Here is a 19,154-nt window from a genome sequence, read left to right on the forward strand (position 1 = left end):
ACCCGCCACGACGGATTTACCACCCTGCACATCGTCGGACGCCATATGAGCAATCGCGTCGTCGAAGGACGGATGGTCACCCCGAAGCGGCTCGCCGAACTCGTCGAAGGCGAGCGCCCGCTGGAAGCGGAAGCGATCGAAGACGCCGAGATTGACTGTCCGGAGTGTGGCGAAAACGTCATCTCTGTCGGGTATATGCCGAGTGTGACCGAATTCGTGACGGCCTACAAGTGCCAGGAGTGCTCGTGGTCTGACACGGATCGGTGATCGACCGCCTGTCGTTCCAGTCCGCCGACCGATCGTAATTCCTTTATGCGGTATCGGCATACGGACGGATGCAACACACAGGGGCCGTGGCCAAGCCCGGCATGGCGACTGACTCCAGAGGCTTGGCGCCCGGTGACGACACTCCAGACTGATATACCGAGCGACCGACTGATCATCGGTTCGCGATGACGACCCTCTGGAGTACCGAGGCGCGTACCGGAGATATCAGTCGATCGGGGGTTCAAATCCCTCCGGCCCCATTCCAAAAAATAACCCTTTCTGAACCTCAGGTAAACACAGAACCGAAAATCTGCGAGTTCTGTGGCCTACACAGTACAGAAATCAAGCAGCGCTGCCCGGTACGGAAGTAAACCCCGAGTCGGAACCCTGCGCAGATCTCTGCACGATCCGGAAGGCACTCGTCTTCAACGACAAGGCCGACGAGCGCACCGAGTGGCCCGCAAACAGCGCCGTGAGAACCGACCCCGGTACAAAAGAGCCCCGTCACGGAGAGACCCACGGCCCGAACGACCAACACGAGCGGCGCACCAGCTTGGGATGACGAGACTCCGGGCGAGTGATTCAGCGATGGTTATCGAGGAGCGGTCGAAAAGTTTCGCCGGGCACGAACCTTTTAGGATTGGTACCCAAGCGTCGGATATGGACATTGACCTCGGACTGGAAGGAAACGTGGCGCTGGTCACCGGGAGTGGGACCGGACTCGGCCACTCCTGTGCGGAAGCGTTCTCGCGTCAGGGGGCGAACGTCGCCCTTGCCGCGCCGAATCTGGATGGGCTCGCGTACGCCAGCGACAGACTTCACGCTCTCGGCGAGGGCGAGATTTTCGGTCTCGAAGTAGACGTCCGCAACCGTGATCACCTGGCGGCACTCGTCGAGGAGACGGTCGACCAGTACGGCGGCATCGACCACCTCGTCACGGGACCCCGACCACTCGGACCGGAACGGTTTCTCGACGTCTCCGACGAGGATTGGTTCCGGGGATTCGACCGGCTGTTTATGAGCACCGTCTGGGCTATCCGTGAGTCCTACGCCCACCTCGAAGACTCCGACCAGGGGACGGTCGTCACCGTCGCCAATCCCGCCATCCCCGCACTCGCCGACGAACTGCCGGTGGCGACCGCGTACGGGCGGGCGGTTCAGGGTCTGACCGAGAGCCAGGCCACGACGTTCGCGCCCGATGTCCGCGTGAACGCCGTCGTACCGGGTCCCCACGAGACCGAAGACTTGGAGACGTTTCTCGCCCGACGGGTCGAAGCCGGTGACTTCCCCGACATCACGTCGGCTTGGGAGGCCGTGCTCGCGGACTGTCCCTACGAGTCGCCGGGGGATCCGCTGGATCTCGGGAAACTGGTCACCTTCCTATCCAGCCAGCACGCGAGCTTCGTCAACGGCGCGACCGTCCCGGTCGACGGCGGGTCCGGGCTCTGAGGGTCGGAGTCGAAACCGGAGCGTGTCCGCTCACGATTCGGGCAGTTCGACCTTGGCGGTCGCCGCAGATCGTCTCTGCGTCGGCGAGTCGTTCAATCAAAATGACACTTGGCCGAGACAAAATCCGCTCTCGGAGGAATTTCGCGCGTCCTGTGGCAGTGCACTCGGGATCCGAGGTGCGGCTTGATCTGCGTACGTTCGACGCTGACTGTTCCCGCTATCTGCGTCGAGTGGCTACAGGGTGGTCATTCGGCCACTCGAACGACCTGTTTCCCGATGTTGTCGCCGGAAAATAGTCCGAGGAACGCATCCGGCGCGTTCTCTAAGCCCGCAACGACTGATTCACGGTGACCGATCTCGCCGCTTGCAACCCACGTTGCGAGCTGTTCGCTCGCTTTCCCGAACCGGGTTGCGTAATCGCCGACGAGAAGGCCCTGCACCTTCGCGCGTGGCGCGATGAGCAGCGGAAGCTTTCGAGGTCCAGTCGGGACACTCTCGTCGTTATAGTGCGCAATCTGCCCGCAGACGGCCACACGAGCGTCGAGGTTCAGTTTCGTGAAGACGGCGTCCGTGATCGATCCGCCGACGTTGTCGAAATAGACATCAACGCCGTCAGGCGCGGCCTCGTCAAGCGCAGCCCCGTAGTCGTCGGTCTCTTTGTAGTTGATCGCAGCGTCGAATCCGAGATCGTCGGTGAGCCAGCGGGTCTTCTCGTCCGACCCGGCGAACCCGACGACGCGGCAGCCGCTTAGCTTCGCGATCTGCCCGACAACCGAACCGACCGCACCCGCGGCCCCGGAAACCACGACGGTCTCGCCAGGCTTGGGCTCACCGACATCGAGCAACCCGAAGTACGCCGTCCGGCCCGGCATCCCGAGGACGCCGAGGTACGCGGGCAGGTCGGCAATCTCGGGATCGACGGGGGCGACGTCATCTGCATCGAGAACGCTGTAATCAGCCCACGTTCCCTCTCCGGTCACGAAGTCGCCTGCGTCGTACTCTTCGCTGTTGCTCTCGACGACTTCGGCAACCACGCCTCCTTTCAGGGTATCTCCGACGTCCCACGGCTCCGCGTACGATTCGCTGTCCCGCATCCGACCGCGCATATACGGATCGACGGAGAGGTACTCGACACGAACCAGCAGTTCACCTTCGGCGGGATCTGGTACGTCCGCTTCTCGGAGTTCGAAGCAGTCCGCGTCCGGTTCACCCACTGGTCGTTCTACGAAGTACCAACTGCGGTTTGTGTCTTCCACACCCCCTTTCGACTCGTTGCATCAAAGAGACTTCGGGAGGCGGTAGGCCTATCTGGATACTTCGAGCAGTTGAATCGTTGAACGCATCGAACCCGGGTTCCATTCAACCGCGTTTTCTCCCCTGGAGCGAGACGGTCATCCTCCACGTCCTTCATAGCGCGACTGATTCGCTCGTGGCCGAGGGGACGCCGACCGCTGCGTAGGTTCGAGGTGTTGTGCGATTCCGACTGACGCCAGTCGCGGTTATCGAGCCGAACCGTCCTGCGGGTCCGATTCGGATTTCTTGGGGAGGTTCCGTCGCTCCGAGAAGTAGTAGAGGATAACCACGAAGCCGACGGCTGGGGCGACGACGCCGAGCCAGTACACTTCGGGGTTCTCGAGGTCGAGTCGCCTCGCGTCGAAGTACATCACGACGCCGAGCGGGAACTGAATGAGCACGGCCCCGACCAACAGCAGCATCACCAGTTCCCGCATTGACGGCGTGTTACGCGGTCGCAGTGGATTACGCTTTCGTCAGACGCGCTCGACTTCGACAGACGAGGGCCGACCAGCGATCGAACGCCGTCAAATTAGTCGAGCGCGTTTCGCTGAGCCGCGCTCGACCCTCTTCTCCGCGAACTACCTGGACGAACGGCTTCGCGATCGCGACGAGTGGGACTGAGACGAGGCTGCCAGCGAGGTGCTATCGGACCTTCATCGACTCAGGTGCCGACCGGCGAGGTGGGCTCTCTCCGGCCCGATTCGGAGAAATAAATCGTTCCGAGTCCAGATAAACGCAGAACCACAATCTGCGAATTCTGTGGCCTGTACATCACAGAAGTCGATCAGCGCTGATCGGCGTCGGAAACGCTCGCACACGGTGGAGACCGACTCACGGCGCTACTCATCGGGATCGTCGACGAACAGCACCACCCGTTCACCGGGCGTCAACTCGTCGACGAGCAGCCCGAACTCGTCACGCCCCGCGAACGACCGAACGCGGGGGATGGGCGCTTCGTCGTCGCTCCGTTCACAGACGAGTTCGATCGTCCCGGTGTCGTCGGCTCGGAGTTCGAACGTCCGCATACGCCACACTACGCCACTCTGGCGTATAGGTGTACGTGCGGGCGAGAGTCTCTCGCACCCGATTCGCGTTCCGCCACCCGTTCGCGGATCGGACCGTGGCAGGTTCCACACGGTCCAGGGCGTCGGGAGGGCTTTTCGAAGGCCTGAATGCACTGATAGGAAGATTGAAGTACACCTCGTCGGGCTTTCGTATCACTGGGGGAACGAATGTCCGATGAGAGCCGGTTCTTGAAACAGCGACTGCCGCAGCTACTGATCGCGAGCAGCGGGCTTCTCACTCTCGAAATACTCATCGGGGCAGTGCTCCGCTTCGTGCTACGCGTTCCAAGCGATATAACGGCACTCGGAATCGACCAGACGTTTCTGGTGGGAGTCCTCACTTCGGTCCCATTCATCCTCGCACTCGGGTACGCCGGTCGCTGGCTCGCTCGTCACGATATGCGACGCGATCGATATCCCCGGATCTTCTATTGGTTTCTCGTGGGAGGTTTCGCGTTTCTGTCGGTGAACGTCCCGCTGATGGCGTTGTTTCCGCTGTCTGAACTCGTCGTGGCCTCGTGGATCCGTTGGGGGCTCTCGATCGGGTTGACCGTCGGCGTCTGGGTCGGCATCGCCGAGGCCCGGACGATCGAGAACACGCTGACGAAAGAGCGCCAGAAAATACGGATGGAGCAACTCGAAGCCCAGCGCGATCTCTTCGAGTATCTGAACAGCCTCCTCCGACACGAGGTGCTGAACACGGCGAATACGATCGACGGATACGCGACGCTGCTGTTAGAAACGAACGCGTCAGACACGGAGACACACCACTACGCGGACGTGATCTCCCAGCAGAGTACCGATCTGGAGGTCATTATCGAGGACATTCGAATCCTGCTGCGGATCTTGGACGGGACCGCCGAGTTCACACCGATCGATCTCGACGAGAAGATATCCGAAGAGACGGACCTGTTAGAAACGACCTATCCGGACGTCGAAATCACGGTGGATCTGCCGGACGAGGCCGTCGTATACGGCGATTCGTTGATTCGCCGGTTGTTCGGAAACCTGGTCCGGAACGCGATCGAGCACAACAACAGTGACGTCGCGAGGGTCGCCGTCGACGGAGCGAAGGTCGACGACAGCATCGTCATCACAATCTCAGATAACGGACCGGGGATCCCAGAGGACGTCCGAAACACCCTCTTCGAGCGGCCGAGAAAGGCCCAGGTCAATCACGGTCTCGGACTCTACTTGGTCGGGAAGTTAGTCGAGTACTACGGCGGACGGATCGAACTCGTATCGACCGACGGCGACGGCTCTACCTTCGAGATTTCGTTCCCGCTCGCCGGAGCCGAGGCCGCAGCGCAATCAGAAGAATCGCCGCGGCCGTCCGGATTCGGCCTCCAGTCCGAGTTGCCGTAACGCCAACCCGGCAGACTCCGAGGCGTCCACACGCACGCAATTGTGGGACTAAGCGGCCTCACGAACGCGATCGCACCCAATTTTCGGAGCGTAGTCGCTCGTGCAGACCGCTCACATAGCTGAGTTGTAGTTAAGGGCGTCGACGACTTCCGTTGGAGTAATGGCCCCAGACGGCTCTCAGATGGTCGGGATACAGCCATCCGACGTGGCGGACCTCCCACCGAGCGCAAAGTTGGTCGCGAAGACACTGGAGTACGAGGGCTCGCTGACGCAGTCGCAACTCGCCGAATCGACCAGGCTCTCGGCTAGAACCGTCAGAAGTGCAGTGGTCGAACTCGAGAAACGCGGGATCGTCTCCTCGACGATCTCGTTTAGGGACGCGCGCAAGCGAATCCACTCGCTCGATCGGAACGCGTCCGAGACGGAATAGCCGGTTCGAGGGCCCGTTAGCGTCGCCAGGCCACCCATCTTTTCAGTTGCCGATCAGAACGTGATGATGTCGTAGTCGTCGTCGACGAGCGAGCGGATGCTCGGATGACCGTCGTGGTCATCAAGTGTCACGACGCCCGCGTCGCTGACCGCGTCTTCGACGCCGAATGCACCGGCGCAGAAGTCACAGGCGGACGCGCTGTCCCGGACGGTCTGATAGAGTTCGTGGTAGTCGCTGTCCTCGTCTTCGAGTTCGGGGATCCACTGAGTCCCGGCACCGTCGAAGATCAGTTCCACGTCGTCGCCCTCCGTCTCTGCGAACTCTTTCGCCGTTTCGAGTCCGTTCACGAGTCGACCGAGGTTATCGTGGCCGTCTGTACCCGCCAAGATCACGACTGCTGCGTTCGTCATATGCACCCGTTCGTACGCCCGAGACGCACTAAAGCTCACGCGAACGGGGGAGTAACCCAGTTACACGTGCGTCACCGCGTGTGAACGTGGAGACCGGCACCGAGGATCGAGAGTCGGATGAGAGGCGGGGATCGAAGTATGGGGATCGAAGAATGAGGATCGATAAATCGGAGGGAGACCCATCCAACCGGGCGGAACCGTGCGATCGAGTGGGTGCGGGATTCCACACCCTACAATAGTTCGGGATCGACGTTTCGCCCGACTAACAGCAGGCTTCCGACGAGCATCGCCAGCGCGACCGGGACGAGGAACTGGAATCCGGTGACGATCGTCGCGCTCGCTTGGATGCCGATCACGAGAAGGATCGTCGGGCCGCAGCAGGCCGCTCCGGACAGCAGTGCCGGGAGACCGGCCAGGACGCCCGTCGAACCCTCCAGCCCGCAGGCGCGCGGCTGAACGATGCCGAGGTAGGTGAGCGCGAGATTCGTACCGACGAGCGCCGCGAGGACGACGGCGACGACCGTGTTGAGCGGCGAAAAAAGGTAGGTGACCGGTCCGACCGAGACGACGGCGATAGCGTCGAATCGGAAGAACCCCTGACTAACGAGGGCCCGCGTCAGGTCGTCGACGACGCGGATCGACGTCCCGACACCCGCACCGACGAAGATGTCACCGACCGTGAAGAGGTATGCGAGGAGGTAGATCCCGGCCACAACGATCATCACGACTCGCGAGTCACGACGGGTTCGGGCGACGGTCAGGGCGGCGACCGTCCGATCGACGACGGATCGAAGCGCCGCTATCGGGGAGCCAGAATCAGGCATAGAGGGTTGTATCCGGGTAAAACCCGATCCACGCGAACCACATCGCGTCGAGCGCCAGCAGCCGTTCGCCCGGGAGCGCAGCCGGATCGTGCCATGCGCCAGTCGCGTCGGATTCGCCATCCGCGTCGGATCCGCCCGCCGTGTCGACGACGCGACCGTCACGGTACTCATACCGCGTTTCATCCGGGTTTCGGAAGACGAAACCCGTGTCGAGGTCGGAGTCGTAGACCGCGACGATCGGCGCTCCGTCGAGCGAACCGTACACGATCTTTTCGTCTCTGAGCCTGTCCTTCTCGAATGCGACCGCGCCCTCCTGCTGTCGGGTCCCGATAACGACCCGCTTCGGGGAGAGTCGGTCGTCGTCCGAGAGCGCTCGGAACATCGGGCGGGAGTCCGGCGCGTAGTATCCCGCCCGTGGGTTGTATGAGCCGTACGGATCGTTCGCGTAGTTGCGGGCGAATCCCGTCTCTTTCGACAGCACCTGCGTGTCAGGATACCGCTGCGACCAGCGCTCCCACGTGGTCCAGACGATGCGGAACTCCGAAAGCGACCGGATCGGGGGATCCTCGTTCCACGGCCCGGGAATCGCGGTGGCGAGCACCTGCGGCCACCACGTCTCAGTGGCCCGATCGTACATAATCAGGTTGTTGTTTATCAGCCGACCGGAGACGCCGAAGGTCGTCTCTCCGCGTTCGAATCCGATCGCTGTCCCGGTGAGCGGGCAGTAGGTGACGCTGACCGGCGTGCCGTCGAGCACGTCGTTACAGATCTCGTGGTGGACCAGTATCGACTGCGGGTACGCTTTCCGCGCAGTCCCGATCGCGACGCCGAACACCGGATCTCCTGGTTCGAGGTCCGTCGACGCCGCTGTGGCGGAGGCGAACGACGGGTCGTCAATCGACGGGATCCCGTCCTTCGGCGGGCCGCCCGACACCGACCTGCGCCGGAGTTCGTCGGGTTCCATCGGAAGCGGAAGCCGCTCGTCGGCCATCGGGACCGAGACGGCGTCACCGCCTCCCTCGGCTGTCACCGTACCCGACGTTCCGACCTCGTCTTCGGTGGGTGCCGCTGTCGACGCGTCGTCAACTCGACCGAGACAGCCTGCAAGCGATGCGGCGCCGAGCCCCGCGAGGACCGCTCGGCGAGTAACGCGGGAGCACATACCACACGCTTGGCTCCGGACGGTCAAAAGCGCGCCCTAACGTCGGGGTAACCGCCTGAGACGCACCTCAGTCGAATCGAGGTGTGAGATCGATCCCACTGAACCGGTGGTAGGAGACACCGAGGATCACGCCTCATACCAGATGGCCGACGAGGCCGACGACCGAGAGTTGCGGGATCGAAGTGGGAATTCCGACAAGCGTGAGCCAGACTGGCATAATCACACCGGCCGCAACGAACCAGAGGACGCTCCCCCAGACGAGACCGAGCACCCCGCATCGAATCGCCCCGGACGCGAGGTCGTGGAGGCGTGGGCTGGTAGTCGCGGCCGCGAACAGCAGCCCGAAGATCGCGCTGTGAAACAGGTGCGTGACCCAACCGATCAGCGGGCTCTGAATCCCGTAGAGCGATCCGATAACCGGGAGTAACCCCGTCGACGATTGATAGAAGCCACCCATTGCGATGCCGCCGAGAACGCCGCCCAGAACCGCCTGTCCGAGGTTGGGAAACGAGAGACCGACAGACTCCACGTCCATCGCTTCGCGATCGCTCCGCGGGAGCGTGACTGTGATCTGCGTCCCGGTCTCCTCCCCCTGCGGCGTCCCGACGCCGATGGTCCCCCCGAACCGAACCACGAGAAGCCGGACCATCTGAAGTCCGAACCCCGCGGTGGGATCGTCGAATTCGGGGAAGGACCCTTCCTCTAACAGCGCCCGCTGCGGTGCCGGGAGTCCAGACCCGTCGTCGGCAACTGACAGTTCGATCGCGTGCTGTCGCTCGCGAAGCACGACCGAGACATCGGTCCTTTGGCCGTACATCGCGGCGTTCTTGAGCAGCTCACGCACGACGAGTTCAATCCGGCTATCGGCGGCGACCGAGGCGTCTTCCGTCCGATTATCGATCCGAATCTCGACCTCGCTTTCGGATTGAACACGCTCGATCTCGGCGCGCAGGACCCGTTCGAGGTCGATACGCTTCCCCCGATCACCGTCCCGAGCGATCGTTCCGACTTCACCGATCGTCGATCTGATCCGCTGAACCGCTCGTCGGATCGCCGCCAGCGATTCCGAGCGCGTTCCGCTAGTCTGCCGGAGCAGGTCCGCGTGCCCGTCGATAATCGTGATCGCGTTCAGGACCTCGTGTTTGAGCAGCCGGTTGACCAAGAGCGCGCGGTTCGCCGCGCTCCGGATCTCCCGCTGCTGTCGCAGAGTCTTCCCGGACTGCATCCCGGTGAGTGTACCGCCGACGGCCCCGCCCAACAGCACGTTGGCGACGAGTAGCGGCGCATCGACGCCGACCGTGACCAGGCCCGTACGGAGGTACTGATCGAGACTCGTAAGCACGAACACGACAGCCATCGCCGTCACGCCCAACAGGTGCCAGCGCGCGACAGTGACCACGTATTCGTGGGAGAACGGGCCGACCGCGAGTGCGACACCGTAGAGCGTCAGCGCGAGTCCGACGACGAGCGGGAGGAGACCGGCGACGACGAACGGGAGCGCGGCGTCGACTCTGAGTGTCTGTGCGACGAAGATTCTGGTGATTCCGAAGCTAGAGACGGCCACGACGAGCCCGCCGAGATGGAGCCGTTCGACGGGGTTCATACTCCGCTCCCGCGTCTCGTGATGACGGTCTCTGCTGCGGGGAGCGACGGGCGACCGTCCGGTGTCGCGGTACGCACAGAGCGACGGTCGTCGCGGTTCCGGTACTTGTGACGTGACGCGACGGCGAGATGGGGTCGTGAAATCGAGATCATACCATACGTACTGTCGCCTCCTAGGACCGCACCCTAAATTACTGTTCACCGAACTGTCAACATACGGGATTTCTTACGGGTAACCTCGTATTCAACCTCGTTCGAGCCGACGGCCGGTCGAATTTGGACCGGATCCCGTAGCGATCACATCGTCTGTCTGTCAACCGGGTGAACGTTCAACGCATCCATCATCGCGTTCGCGGAGATCGCAGACGTGACGAGCGCGAGCAGTTCGACGACGTCGGCATCCGAAAATCCGACCGTACGCAGCGCCTCGATGTGATCGTCGGTGACGCGTTTCGGATCCTCAGTGACCTGCTCGGCGAATCGCATCACGGCCCGCTCTCGGTCGTCGAACGTGTCGAACTCGCGGTTCTCGATCGCATCGATTCGTTCCTCGGAGAAGCCGAACACCTCGACGAGGTTCTGCGTGTGCGCATCAGTACAGTACTCGCACTCGTTCGTCCGGTCGACGACGACGTGGGCCAGTTCTTTCAGTTCGCGTTCGAGCGATCCCTCGTTTCGGAGCCACCCCGAATAACTCAGCCGCCGTTCCAACACGGTCGGGTTATTCAGCAGCACGGCGCGAAACAACGATATTTCCGAGCTATCGCACTCGTACTGGGGGAGCTCTGCAGTCTCGGGATCGACGTACTCTAGCAGCGCCATAGCGCACGCAGAATTCATACTGATTAATCGTTTCGCGTTCCGCCGATTCGGCTCCCACTTAGCTTCAGGCGTCGCACGAGTCATACCAACGGCGGGATCGAATCCCTCAGTGCGTGATGGCGCCCGGCGTCATCGATCCGGTCAAACCACGCCAAAGAGACGCGCGCCGACTGCGACGGTCGAAAAGGGTATTCTTCCAGCGGTCTTGTGTACGGCTATGTCCGAATTGGAGCGAGAGGGTGCGTGATCGCGGGGGAACGTCCATGAACCCGACCACGCTCACCCTGACCCGAGACGTCTACGACGAGATCGTCTACCAAGGATACGGCGGTGCCGACGAGGAGATCTGCGGAATCCTCGGCGGTGAGTTCGGCGACGAGGAGAGCGTCGTCCACGAGGTGCGACAGGTCGCGAACATCGCAGAAACCCCGCAGATCCGGTACGCGATGGATCCCGAAGAACAGCTGGCGGCCACGGAAACCCTCGAAGACGCCGGATACGACGTCGTGGGATTCTACCACACCCACCCGACGGGACCACCGCGGCCGAGCGAGACAGACGCCGCTCGGGCCACGTGGCCCGGTTACTCTTATGCGATCTGCGCTTTCGATGGCTACCCGTTCGTAGGGTCGTGGCGCTGGACCGACGAGGGATTCCAGCGCGAAATCGTCGGCCTAATCGATGGATCGAGACAGTAGCCGTGCGGACGGGACCGGACGAGCACTACGGAGTAGTTACCGACTTTCTACTGGTAACCCTTATGCCGACGAATCGGGAACTGGATACTATGTCGAATAGCACCGATACCTCGGACGAACACGTGAAACTCGAAGTGTGGTGCGCGGGCGAAGAGTGGTGCCCGGTCACGACCACCTCCTCGCTCATCGGGAAGAAGTGGCATCCGGTAATCATCCATCGGCTGCTCGAACACGGGCCGAGCGGGTTCAACGAACTCAAAGAGAACGTGGACGGGATTTCGAGCAAAGTCCTCTCCGACAGCCTCGAAGATCTCGGTGAGAAGCAACTGGTCGAGCGGACGGTTATCAGCGAAAAGCCGTTCCGGGTGCAGTACTCGCTCACCGACCACGGGAAGTCGCTTCGGTCCGTCATCGAAGCGATGCGGGATTGGGGGCTCGAACACCTCACCAAGCCCGACGAGGCCGGATCAAGCAGTCGTTGAGATCAGCCGATACCCAGTCGAGCAGTCGTTGAGATCAGCCGATACCTAGTCGAGCAGTCGCCGAGATCAGCGGTTGCCTTTTCGGACTCTCCTGTGTGCTCCCGTTGCACCTCCGCTGAACGCTTATCTCTAACACGTCCCTACACTGACCGGGGCGTCGTGCACGCGCTCCATCCCCCTTCAATGACCAGTAACCGTCGTCTCGGTACCTGTCGGAAATACTGATACGACATCCGGCCGGTTCAGACACACACAACGATGACACAGCATAACTATTGCTACGGCAGTGCTGCAGGGAACCTATGAACGAGGTCGATTTTTTAGTCATCGGCTCGGGGTCGGGACTGGACGTCGCGAACGCGGCCGCGAGCCGCGGGCAGTCGGTCGCAATCGTCGAAAAGGGGCCGCTCGGCGGGACGTGTCTCAACCGGGGGTGTATCCCCTCGAAGATGCTGTTGTACCACGCGGAAGTGCTCGAGACTATCGAACACTCGGGATCGTTCCACATCGACGCCGACGTCACCGACGTGCAGTTCTCCGAAATCGTTCGCGAGGTCAACGAGGAGGTCGAAGGCGATGCCGAATCGATCCGAAACGGCCTCCGCTCGTCGTCGCGACACGACCTCTACGAGGGCGAAGGCCGGTTCGTCGACGAGCGCACCGTCGAGATCGTCAGCGGTGAAGACGAGGGTGCCAGAATCCGGGCCGAAACCGTGCTCATCGCCGCGGGAACACGACCGGGGATTCCGGACATCGACGGGATCGACGACGTGAACTATCTGACGAGCACCGAAGCACTCCAAGTGGAGACGCCGCCCGATCACCTCGTGATCGTCGGCGGCGGGTACATCGCTGCGGAACTCGGCCACTTCTTCGGGACGTTCGGAAGCGACGTGACTGTCATCGGCCGTCGACCGAACCTGCTACCGGAGGCCGACGAGGAGGTCGCCGAGGCCTTCACCGAACGCTTCGCCGATCGATTTACCGTGCACACCGGCCACGCCGCGACCGCCGTGTCGGAGACCGACGGGACGATTACCGTCGAGGCGCAGCCCTACGAATACGGCGAGAACGGTGGCATCGTCGAGGGGGAGGGCCTGACAGTCACCGGCGACGAACTGCTCGTCGCCACCGGGCGAACGCCAAATACGGATCTGCTCGACCTCGATGTGGCGGGCGTCGAAACCGACGAGCGAGGGTTCGTTCAGACTGACGAGTACCTCCGGACCACCGCCGACGGCGTGTGGGCCCTCGGCGACATCGTCGGCGAGTACCTCCTCAAGCACAGCGCGAACCACGAGGCACAGACCGTCGTTCGGAATCTCTTCGGCGATGACCTCCAAGCAGTCGATTACACCGCGATGCCGTTCGCGGTGTTCACGTCCCCGGAGGTCGCAGGCGTCGGGGTTTCAGAGGGAGAACTCAGCGGGACGGGCCGCGAGTACGCGACCCGTACGTACCGATACGATCAGACCGCGCGAGGGAGCGCGATGCAGGCCGACGGGTTCCTGAAAGCGATAATCGACCTCGACGGCACCATCCTGGGCTGTCACATCATCGGTCCGGAGGCCTCCAACCTCATCCAAGAGGTAGTCGTCGCGATGAAATCGGGATCCGGTACCGTTCGGGACATCCGCGAATCGGTTCACATCCATCCTGCGCTCTCGGAAGTCGTCCAGCGCGGATTCTCCGGGCAGTTCTCTCGGGGCGGCGACTGAAATATAGGCGACCAAACGAGCAACTGGAGGCTCAGCGACAGACACCCACTCGCGGCCCAGAACGCCGATATCGACCCGGGGTCCAGACGACTGACACGGATCGGCGGCCCGGACGACAGATACCCCAAAAGAGCCGTTCACTTCCCGACAACCACACAGATCAGATTAGTATGCATTCGCCGATGACGGCGGATTCGACGCGCAGAAAACGGTCCGCAGCAACGTCCGCACACGACGCGCTGATGGGCGGCGTCGCGACGATGGTCCTCAAACAGTGACTGTAAACGTGCGTCACTGTCGCTCGAACGAGGATTCCGAAGCGGCCACCTTCTCACCCTCGGTTGTGGTCGTCCGAATCTGGGGTATCTTCCTACCCGCAGGTGGACAGTGGGTAGCGACTGGCAAACGCTAGAGGCTGGGAAGGCACACGACAGCCGCGGGAAAAGGAGTGCTCCGTCAGGGATTCGAACCCTGGTCCTTGCCGTGAGAGGGCAAGATGATTGGCCGGACTACACCAACGGAGCGGTTCGACATCCTTCGATATCCCCGGGATGTGTAAAACGGTTCCGTTTTGCCACCGCCGTGCGGTGGTGTGCCGCACTTCTCAATGCCTTCGACGCGGCCGCGAGGCGGCTATTCGACGTCCTCGGAGTCGTCGTCGTCCTCGGCGTACCGGTCGATTACCTCCTCGATTTCGCTCTCTGTGACGTCGCGATAGCCCTCCGTCGTGATAGTCGCGATGGTCACGCTGTGTGCATCGAGTTCGTCGTCGGCGATCAAGAGCGCTCGAACCGCGAGCTCGACGCCCGCATCGAGGGTGAGCGAGTCCGACCAGTTGGCTTCGAGGAACTCCTGGATGTCGTCGCGACCGGAACCGATCGCGACAGCACGCCACTCCTGCGGTGCGCCGGACGGGTCGGTCTGGTAGAGTCGCGGGCGCGATTCGGTTCCGTCGCCGTCCAATCCGGCGATCAACAGCGCGGCACCGAAGGGACGGGTTCCGCCGTACTGGGTGGTTTCCTGTATCTCATCGGAGATCGTTTTCGTGAGCGTCTCGACGCCGAGCGGTTCCCCGTATCGCAGTCGGTTGCGCTGGGCGGCCGTCCGGGCGTCGTCGATCAGCCGACGGGCGTCGGCGACGTGTCCGGCCGAGGCGGCCCCCAAGAAGTCGTCGAGTTTGTGCAGCTTTTCGATGCTGTCGCCCTCCATCAGCGAGGAACTCGTCCGTCGCTGGGCGGCGAGCACAACACCCTCCGTCGTTCGGATTCCGAGGCTCGGTGCGCCGCGGTTGACGGCCTCGCGAGCGTACTCGACCTGGTAGATGCGCCCGTCGGGAGAGAAAAGCGACGTCCCCCGATCGTACGCCTGCTGGTCGTTTTGGTTCATCTGCTCGCATTCGGAGCCGTGGACGGATAAAGCCACCACCGCCACACGATTTTACCGGAACCGTTGGTCTGGTCGTGGGGATTCCCCTCAGGAGTCGCGTTCGACGACGTCCGCGTCCGGGGCGTTCTGCTTGACGCTCTCGATTCCCTGCGTCGCTTTCTGCTTTGTGGCGTACCCCTCTCCGCTGTCGGCGATGATGTTGCCGTTCGCGTGAACGAGTCGCCAGCGGTACTTTCCGGAACGGTCCTCGTACACCTCGAACGTCGCGCTCATATGACTCGGGCTTCGAGAGTGCGGAACAAAAGGTTACTCCCCAAACAAGACGGGGCGGACGCGGACAAGATACGGTGTCCTTCTCTGAGAGGACCCTCAACAGTCCTCTCGCTCGTACGTGACGAAGTCGAACTCGCCGTGTGGCTCGCGCGCGGTCTCGGTCCACTCGTCTTCGTCCCACGCCGGAAAGCGCGTGTCGCCGTCGTATGTATCGTGAATTTCGGTGAGGATCAGGCGGTCCGCGACGGGGAGGAACTGCTCGTAGATCCGTCCGCCGCCCGCGACGTACGCCGTCTCGACCCCTCGTTCGGCGGCGTCGACGGCGGCCCGTTCGATCGCCTCCTCGACGGAGTTCGCGAGTGCCGCACCCGCAGGGAGGTCCAGCGACTGCGAGGAGAGGACGACGCTGGTCCGCCCCGGGAACGGCTCGCCGAGCGCGTCGACCACTGTCTCGTACGTCTTGCGACCGACGATCACCGGGTGGCCGGTCGTGATTCGCTTGAAATGCTTCAGATCCTCGCTGAAGTGCCACGGCATCCCGCCGTCCCGGCCGATGACCCGGTTCGCTCCGACAGCGGCGATCAGCACGAGTTCGAGGTCCGTAGTGTCGTCCGCAACGTCGTCCGTCATCACTCGGCCACCGCGAAGTCGATTCCCGGTTCGGGGTCGTATCCGGACAGGACGACGTCATCGTGCGTGAGTTCGTCGAGCGGCACGTCTGCAACATCGATGTTCGGCCGTTCCCGCGGTTCCCGGGCGCACTGTTCGAGCAGTCCGGGGACGTGATCGTAGCGCTCCTCGCCCTCGGCCTCCGGCGGGGCCGTCGCTTCGAGCCACTCGCAGACGTCGCGGTAGCCGTCGCGGTCGTCGACGTCCGCAAAGCGGGACTGCAACGCGGCGAGGTTGTCCGCGTACCACGTGCCGCGCTCGCCGGACCCGCAGTAGACGTGGGCGTCGACGACGCTGTGTGCGAACTCTCCGACCTCGAATCCGGTCCGTTGGGCGATTGCCGTCGCGAGCAACGCATACGCGGCGATGTTGAACGGGATGCCGAGCGCGACGTCGCCGGAGCGTTGGTGGAGGTGGACGTTCAGGCGGTCGCCCTGCACGTTGAGCACGAAGGTGTAGTGACACGGCGGGAGCGTCGAGACCGCGGCGTTCGCGGGATGCCACGCGTTCACGACGATCCGGCGTGAGTTGGGGTTCTCGCGCAGCATATCCAGCGCGTAGGCGATCTGATCGAACGTCCCCTCGTCGTTCATCCAGCGGTGGTCGTCGTCGGGCCACGACTCGCCGGGCAGTCCCTCGTCGGGAACGGGATACCGCCGCCAGAAGCGTCCGTACGCCGTGTCGAGGTGTCCCTCATCGTCGGCCCACGCGTCCCAGATGCCCGTCTCCTCGCGGAGGTCGCGGATGTGCTCCTCGCCGGAGAGATACCAGACGAACTCGTGGATCAGCGAGTTCCATCGCGGCCCCGAGAGGTCCTTCGTCGTGAGCAGCGGATACCCCTTCGAGAGATCCACCCGGTAGTGGCGGCTGAACGCGGAGATCGTGTCGACTCCCGTTCGGTTCGGCTTGTATCCCCCGTTTTCGAGGACGTCGGTGACGAGATTGAGATACTGGCGCATAGTGGTCGAGTCGTCGTAAGCGTCGTCGCCCGCAATCTTGATACTGTCGGAGGTGTCCGCTCGACATACGATCGAAACTGTGAGCGAACGCAGCGGGGCCGGGGGAGACGAGCGTGCACAGAGCGACAGTCAACCGACGCAACACACAGGCGTCGATGGGGAACGCAGTGGAGCCGACGGGCAACACACAGGAGTCGACGGCTGGCTCTACGGGTGGGCGCTGGGCTACGCGGCCGTCGGTGCCGCGTCGCTTCTGGTGCCGCTGTACGCGATCGACCTGGGTGCGGGCGCGCTCGTCGTCAGTCTCATCGCCGCGACGGCCGCCTTCGCGGGCGTTCCCGGTGCGATTCTCTGGGGGCGGTTAGTGACGCGGACTCGACGCCGACGCCCGTTCATCCTCGTCGCGCTCGCGCTCGCGTCCGCCGTCTTCCTCCTGCTCCCGTTCCTCTCCTCTCCGTGGACCGTGCTCCTCGCGAACGCGGCGCTGTGGTTCGTCGTCGCCGCGGCCGCACCCGTCCTCAACATCATCGTCGTCGAGGGACACGAACCGTCGCAGTGGCCACAGCGGTTCGGTCGCCTGAACCACTTTCAGGGGTACGGCTGGCTGGGCGGACTCATCGCTGGCGGCGCGTGGTCGACGGTGGTCGGAGCCCGCTTCGCGTTTTCACCGCTCGCCTCGAAGCGGCTGTTCTTCGTCGTCAGCGCGGTCGTCACGCTCGCCGGGATCGCAGTCGTACTCCTGCGCTATCCCGAACCCTCCCTGATTACAGAGCAGCGGTTCAGACGACTCTCACGCCGGTTCGTCTTCACTAACGGAACGGCGGTCCGCGCGACGCGAGCCGTCCCGTTCGGCCCGACGCGGATGTACGGGGCGTTCCGTGATCTCGGATTCGGACGGAACGGAGCAAAACGAGGCCAGGGTCGGAGTGTTCTCTCCAGACTTCGAACCCGGTTTTCCGGAGGGCTGCTGCGGTATCTCCTCGCGGCGACGGTCTTCTTCGCGGGGTTTTCCGCGTTCTTCGGGCCGCTTCCGGCGTATCTCGTCGAGGCGGGCTACGCCACCGACGAGGTGTTCGCGCTGTTCATCGCGAGTTCGGCGGCGTCGGCGGCGACGTACGCGGCCGCGGGGACGGCGGCGACGACCTACGACCCGTTCCGACTGCAGGCGGGTGCACTCCTGTTTCGCGCGGGCGCGTTTCCGATCGTCGCCGTGGCTGGCGCGGCCGTTGCGCCGCCCGCGGGTCTGCTGGTGGTCGGCGCGCTGTTCCTCCTGATCGGCGGCTCGTGGGCCGTCATCGCCGTGACCGCGACCGGACTCGTCTCGCGGCTCGCACCCGAATCCGCCCGTGCGGAAGCGCTCGGACTGTACACGGCGATCGGGAGCCTCGGCGGCGGCATCGGCAGCGTCGTCGGCGGCGCGATCGCCGACGGAATCGGCTACGTTCCGGCGTTCGGGGTCGCCGGTGGCGGCGTCGCCGTCGGCTTGCTACTCGCTGTCGGCACGGCTCGGGAGTGAAAGACGACGCAGTGGTGCTCGCCGGTATCGGGCCTGATTACGGGATCGGGATTGCTGGGATCGGTGTGAAACCGCGATTGCTGGGAGTTGTGCGATACCGCGACTGCTGGTACCGACGCAGCCTCACGTCGGTGACTGTCGAGCTACGAATCGGACGTTTTCGTCGGCGAGATCCACACGACGAGGTCATCGTCGCGGCGGACGATGCCCTCGATGAAGTCGCCGTGCTCCATCGGCGGTTCTTCGACGTCGTCCATCGAGACCCGGATCACCTGATCGACCTCGTCGACGAGCCAGCCCACCGCGGCGGCGTCCTCGAACCGTTTCGGATCGAAGATGACGATCCGACTCGCCTCACCGGTGTCTTCGACGTTCAACAGCGTCTTTGGGTTGACGATCGAGGTCGTCCGCCCCCGGAGGTCCATCACGCCCTCGACGTACGCCGGCGCGTTCGGTACCGACGTGAGAGAGCCGCGATCGACGATTTCGGAGACGTAGTCGATGTCGACACAGTACGTTTCCGCACCCAGTTCGAATTCGAGGACTTGCATCTGGTGGGTGGTGGCGTCGCCGTCGTCTGCGGCGGTCGGGGTCGAATTGCCCAACGCCGCGCTTTGTCTCTGCGCCATAGTGGTATCGCCAGCGACCGCACGCGGTCACCGGTGGTACTTCATCTGCCGGAGACGCGACCAATAAATGTACTCTCGCTATTATCACGGCTGATTTTCACCGGCGAGCGCTTAAGTCCCCCAGACTGGATGA

General features: G+C 63.1%; 21 protein-coding genes and 2 tRNA genes. 9 read left to right on the top strand and 14 right to left on the bottom strand.

Annotated features, from left to right (window positions below; genetic code table 11):
- Window positions 1-45: 45 nt before the first annotated feature.
- The 3 genes from FJT57_RS02025 (at window position 46) to FJT57_RS02035 (ending at window position 1,716) form a co-directional block, all read left to right on the top strand.
- Entirely contained in the window at window positions 46-267 is a 222-nt protein-coding gene (locus FJT57_RS02025) for a DUF5795 family protein (protein WP_275264619.1), read from the top strand.
- 80 nt (window positions 268-347) lie between these two features.
- A tRNA-Trp gene (locus FJT57_RS02030) sits at window positions 348-527 on the top strand.
- Window positions 528-927: 400 nt separating this feature from the next.
- Complete coding sequence (locus FJT57_RS02035) at window positions 928-1,716, top strand: SDR family NAD(P)-dependent oxidoreductase (RefSeq protein WP_162524298.1); 789 nt, start codon at window positions 928-930, stop codon at window positions 1,714-1,716.
- Between the two features lie 245 nt (window positions 1,717-1,961).
- Here the strand turns inward: FJT57_RS02035 and FJT57_RS02040 are convergent, their stop codons facing one another.
- The 3 genes from FJT57_RS02040 to FJT57_RS02050 form a co-directional block, all read right to left on the bottom strand.
- Window positions 1,962-2,972 carry an NADP-dependent oxidoreductase gene (locus FJT57_RS02040; protein WP_144901187.1) on the bottom strand — a complete coding sequence of 337 codons (1,011 nt, stop codon included), beginning with the start codon at window positions 2,970-2,972 and terminating at the stop codon, window positions 1,962-1,964.
- Between the two features lie 243 nt (window positions 2,973-3,215).
- Window positions 3,216-3,446 (bottom strand): hypothetical protein, encoded by a 231-nt coding sequence (locus FJT57_RS02045; RefSeq protein WP_144901188.1) that lies wholly within the window; start codon window positions 3,444-3,446, stop codon window positions 3,216-3,218.
- Window positions 3,447-3,851: 405 nt separating this feature from the next.
- Window positions 3,852-4,037, bottom strand: coding sequence for a hypothetical protein (locus FJT57_RS02050; protein ID WP_144901190.1), 186 nt, complete (start codon window positions 4,035-4,037; stop codon window positions 3,852-3,854).
- A gap of 207 nt (window positions 4,038-4,244) precedes the next feature.
- On the opposite strand from FJT57_RS02050, the gene FJT57_RS02055 reads away from it, so the two are divergent.
- The gene (locus FJT57_RS02055; protein ID WP_144901192.1) at window positions 4,245-5,441 is read left to right on the top strand and encodes a sensor histidine kinase; all 1,197 of its coding nucleotides are present in this window, start codon (window positions 4,245-4,247) and stop codon (window positions 5,439-5,441) included.
- A 160-nt stretch (window positions 5,442-5,601) separates the two neighbouring features.
- Window positions 5,602-5,871, top strand: a complete 270-nt coding sequence (locus FJT57_RS02060; protein ID WP_144901194.1) for a MarR family transcriptional regulator — start codon at window positions 5,602-5,604, stop codon at window positions 5,869-5,871.
- Between the two features lie 53 nt (window positions 5,872-5,924).
- Here FJT57_RS02060 and FJT57_RS02065 read toward each other — a convergent pair whose 3' ends face one another.
- The 5 genes from FJT57_RS02065 to FJT57_RS02085 form a co-directional block, all read right to left on the bottom strand.
- Entirely contained in the window at window positions 5,925-6,281 is a 357-nt protein-coding gene (locus FJT57_RS02065) for a DsrE family protein (protein ID WP_144901196.1), read from the bottom strand.
- A 230-nt stretch (window positions 6,282-6,511) separates the two neighbouring features.
- Window positions 6,512-7,105 (bottom strand): hypothetical protein, encoded by a 594-nt coding sequence (locus FJT57_RS02070; protein WP_144901198.1) that lies wholly within the window; start codon window positions 7,103-7,105, stop codon window positions 6,512-6,514.
- Complete coding sequence (locus FJT57_RS02075) at window positions 7,098-8,267, bottom strand: DUF3179 domain-containing protein (protein ID WP_144901200.1); 1,170 nt, start codon at window positions 8,265-8,267, stop codon at window positions 7,098-7,100. The genes FJT57_RS02070 and FJT57_RS02075 overlap by 8 nt, the downstream gene beginning before the upstream one ends.
- Before the next feature lie 133 nt (window positions 8,268-8,400).
- Entirely contained in the window at window positions 8,401-9,870 is a 1,470-nt protein-coding gene (locus FJT57_RS02080) for a sensor histidine kinase (RefSeq protein WP_144901202.1), read from the bottom strand.
- Between the two features lie 296 nt (window positions 9,871-10,166).
- On the bottom strand, window positions 10,167-10,691 hold the full coding sequence (locus tag FJT57_RS02085; protein ID WP_162524299.1) for a carboxymuconolactone decarboxylase family protein: 525 nt from the start codon (window positions 10,689-10,691) through the stop codon (window positions 10,167-10,169).
- Between the two features lie 263 nt (window positions 10,692-10,954).
- On the opposite strand from FJT57_RS02085, the gene FJT57_RS02090 reads away from it, so the two are divergent.
- The 3 genes from FJT57_RS02090 (at window position 10,955) to FJT57_RS02100 (ending at window position 13,589) form a co-directional block, all read left to right on the top strand.
- Window positions 10,955-11,389, top strand: a complete 435-nt coding sequence (locus FJT57_RS02090; RefSeq protein WP_144901206.1) for a desampylase — start codon at window positions 10,955-10,957, stop codon at window positions 11,387-11,389.
- 89 nt (window positions 11,390-11,478) lie between these two features.
- Window positions 11,479-11,871, top strand: coding sequence for a winged helix-turn-helix transcriptional regulator (locus FJT57_RS02095; protein ID WP_144901208.1), 393 nt, complete (start codon window positions 11,479-11,481; stop codon window positions 11,869-11,871).
- A 302-nt stretch (window positions 11,872-12,173) separates the two neighbouring features.
- Window positions 12,174-13,589 carry a dihydrolipoyl dehydrogenase gene (locus FJT57_RS02100; protein WP_144901210.1) on the top strand — a complete coding sequence of 472 codons (1,416 nt, stop codon included), beginning with the start codon at window positions 12,174-12,176 and terminating at the stop codon, window positions 13,587-13,589.
- 449 nt (window positions 13,590-14,038) lie between these two features.
- Here FJT57_RS02100 and FJT57_RS02105 read toward each other — a convergent pair.
- The 5 genes from FJT57_RS02105 to thyA form a co-directional block, all read right to left on the bottom strand.
- Window positions 14,039-14,113 (bottom strand) — tRNA-Glu (locus FJT57_RS02105).
- Window positions 14,114-14,222: 109 nt separating this feature from the next.
- Entirely contained in the window at window positions 14,223-14,975 is a 753-nt protein-coding gene (psmA, locus tag FJT57_RS02110; protein ID WP_144901212.1) for an archaeal proteasome endopeptidase complex subunit alpha, read from the bottom strand.
- An 87-nt stretch (window positions 14,976-15,062) separates the two neighbouring features.
- Window positions 15,063-15,248, bottom strand: coding sequence for an HVO_2922 family protein (locus tag FJT57_RS02115; RefSeq protein WP_144901214.1), 186 nt, complete (start codon window positions 15,246-15,248; stop codon window positions 15,063-15,065).
- A 96-nt stretch (window positions 15,249-15,344) separates the two neighbouring features.
- A complete protein-coding gene (locus FJT57_RS02120) occupies window positions 15,345-15,878 on the bottom strand; it encodes a dihydrofolate reductase (protein WP_144901216.1) in 534 nt (177 codons plus the stop codon).
- A complete protein-coding gene (gene thyA / locus FJT57_RS02125) occupies window positions 15,878-16,876 on the bottom strand; it encodes a thymidylate synthase (RefSeq protein WP_144901218.1) in 999 nt (332 codons plus the stop codon). Before thyA ends, FJT57_RS02120 begins: the two co-directional genes overlap by 1 nt.
- A gap of 79 nt (window positions 16,877-16,955) precedes the next feature.
- On the opposite strand from thyA, the gene FJT57_RS02130 reads away from it, so the two are divergent.
- The gene (locus tag FJT57_RS02130; protein WP_144901220.1) at window positions 16,956-18,392 is read left to right on the top strand and encodes an MFS transporter; all 1,437 of its coding nucleotides are present in this window, start codon (window positions 16,956-16,958) and stop codon (window positions 18,390-18,392) included.
- A gap of 143 nt (window positions 18,393-18,535) precedes the next feature.
- Here FJT57_RS02130 and FJT57_RS02135 read toward each other — a convergent pair whose 3' ends face one another.
- Complete coding sequence (locus FJT57_RS02135; protein ID WP_144901222.1) at window positions 18,536-19,021, bottom strand: chemotaxis protein CheW; 486 nt, start codon at window positions 19,019-19,021, stop codon at window positions 18,536-18,538.
- Between the last annotated feature and the right edge of the window lie 133 nt (window positions 19,022-19,154).

It is taken from the genome of Halobellus captivus (genome assembly GCF_007655485.1).
GTDB classification, from domain to species: domain Archaea; phylum Halobacteriota; class Halobacteria; order Halobacteriales; family Haloferacaceae; genus Haloquadratum; species Haloquadratum captivum.

Excerpts from the sequence above, each read along its gene's own strand:
- FJT57_RS02055 (WP_144901192.1), top strand. The coding sequence starts at position 4,245 with ATGTCCGATGAGAGCCGGTTCTTGAAACAGCGACTGCCGCAGCTACTG.
- FJT57_RS02045 (WP_144901188.1), bottom strand. The coding sequence starts at position 3,446 with ATGCGGGAACTGGTGATGCTGCTGTTGGTCGGGGCCGTGCTCATTCAG.
- FJT57_RS02120 (WP_144901216.1), bottom strand. The coding sequence starts at position 15,878 with ATGACGGACGACGTTGCGGACGACACTACGGACCTCGAACTCGTGCTG.
- FJT57_RS02075 (WP_144901200.1), bottom strand. The coding sequence starts at position 8,267 with ATGTGCTCCCGCGTTACTCGCCGAGCGGTCCTCGCGGGGCTCGGCGCC.
- FJT57_RS02060 (WP_144901194.1), top strand. The coding sequence starts at position 5,602 with ATGGCCCCAGACGGCTCTCAGATGGTCGGGATACAGCCATCCGACGTG.
- FJT57_RS02050 (WP_144901190.1), bottom strand. The coding sequence starts at position 4,037 with ATGCGGACGTTCGAACTCCGAGCCGACGACACCGGGACGATCGAACTC.
- FJT57_RS02070 (WP_144901198.1), bottom strand. The coding sequence starts at position 7,105 with ATGCCTGATTCTGGCTCCCCGATAGCGGCGCTTCGATCCGTCGTCGAT.
- psmA (WP_144901212.1), bottom strand. The coding sequence starts at position 14,975 with ATGAACCAAAACGACCAGCAGGCGTACGATCGGGGGACGTCGCTTTTC.
- FJT57_RS02090 (WP_144901206.1), top strand. The coding sequence starts at position 10,955 with ATGAACCCGACCACGCTCACCCTGACCCGAGACGTCTACGACGAGATC.
- FJT57_RS02085 (WP_162524299.1), bottom strand. The coding sequence starts at position 10,691 with ATGGCGCTGCTAGAGTACGTCGATCCCGAGACTGCAGAGCTCCCCCAG.
- FJT57_RS02080 (WP_144901202.1), bottom strand. The coding sequence starts at position 9,870 with ATGAACCCCGTCGAACGGCTCCATCTCGGCGGGCTCGTCGTGGCCGTC.
- FJT57_RS02095 (WP_144901208.1), top strand. The coding sequence starts at position 11,479 with ATGTCGAATAGCACCGATACCTCGGACGAACACGTGAAACTCGAAGTG.
- FJT57_RS02025 (WP_275264619.1), top strand. The coding sequence starts at position 46 with ATGAGCAATCGCGTCGTCGAAGGACGGATGGTCACCCCGAAGCGGCTC.
- FJT57_RS02100 (WP_144901210.1), top strand. The coding sequence starts at position 12,174 with ATGAACGAGGTCGATTTTTTAGTCATCGGCTCGGGGTCGGGACTGGAC.
- FJT57_RS02135 (WP_144901222.1), bottom strand. The coding sequence starts at position 19,021 with ATGGCGCAGAGACAAAGCGCGGCGTTGGGCAATTCGACCCCGACCGCC.
- FJT57_RS02115 (WP_144901214.1), bottom strand. The coding sequence starts at position 15,248 with ATGAGCGCGACGTTCGAGGTGTACGAGGACCGTTCCGGAAAGTACCGC.
- FJT57_RS02035 (WP_162524298.1), top strand. The coding sequence starts at position 928 with ATGGACATTGACCTCGGACTGGAAGGAAACGTGGCGCTGGTCACCGGG.
- thyA (WP_144901218.1), bottom strand. The coding sequence starts at position 16,876 with ATGCGCCAGTATCTCAATCTCGTCACCGACGTCCTCGAAAACGGGGGA.
- FJT57_RS02065 (WP_144901196.1), bottom strand. The coding sequence starts at position 6,281 with ATGACGAACGCAGCAGTCGTGATCTTGGCGGGTACAGACGGCCACGAT.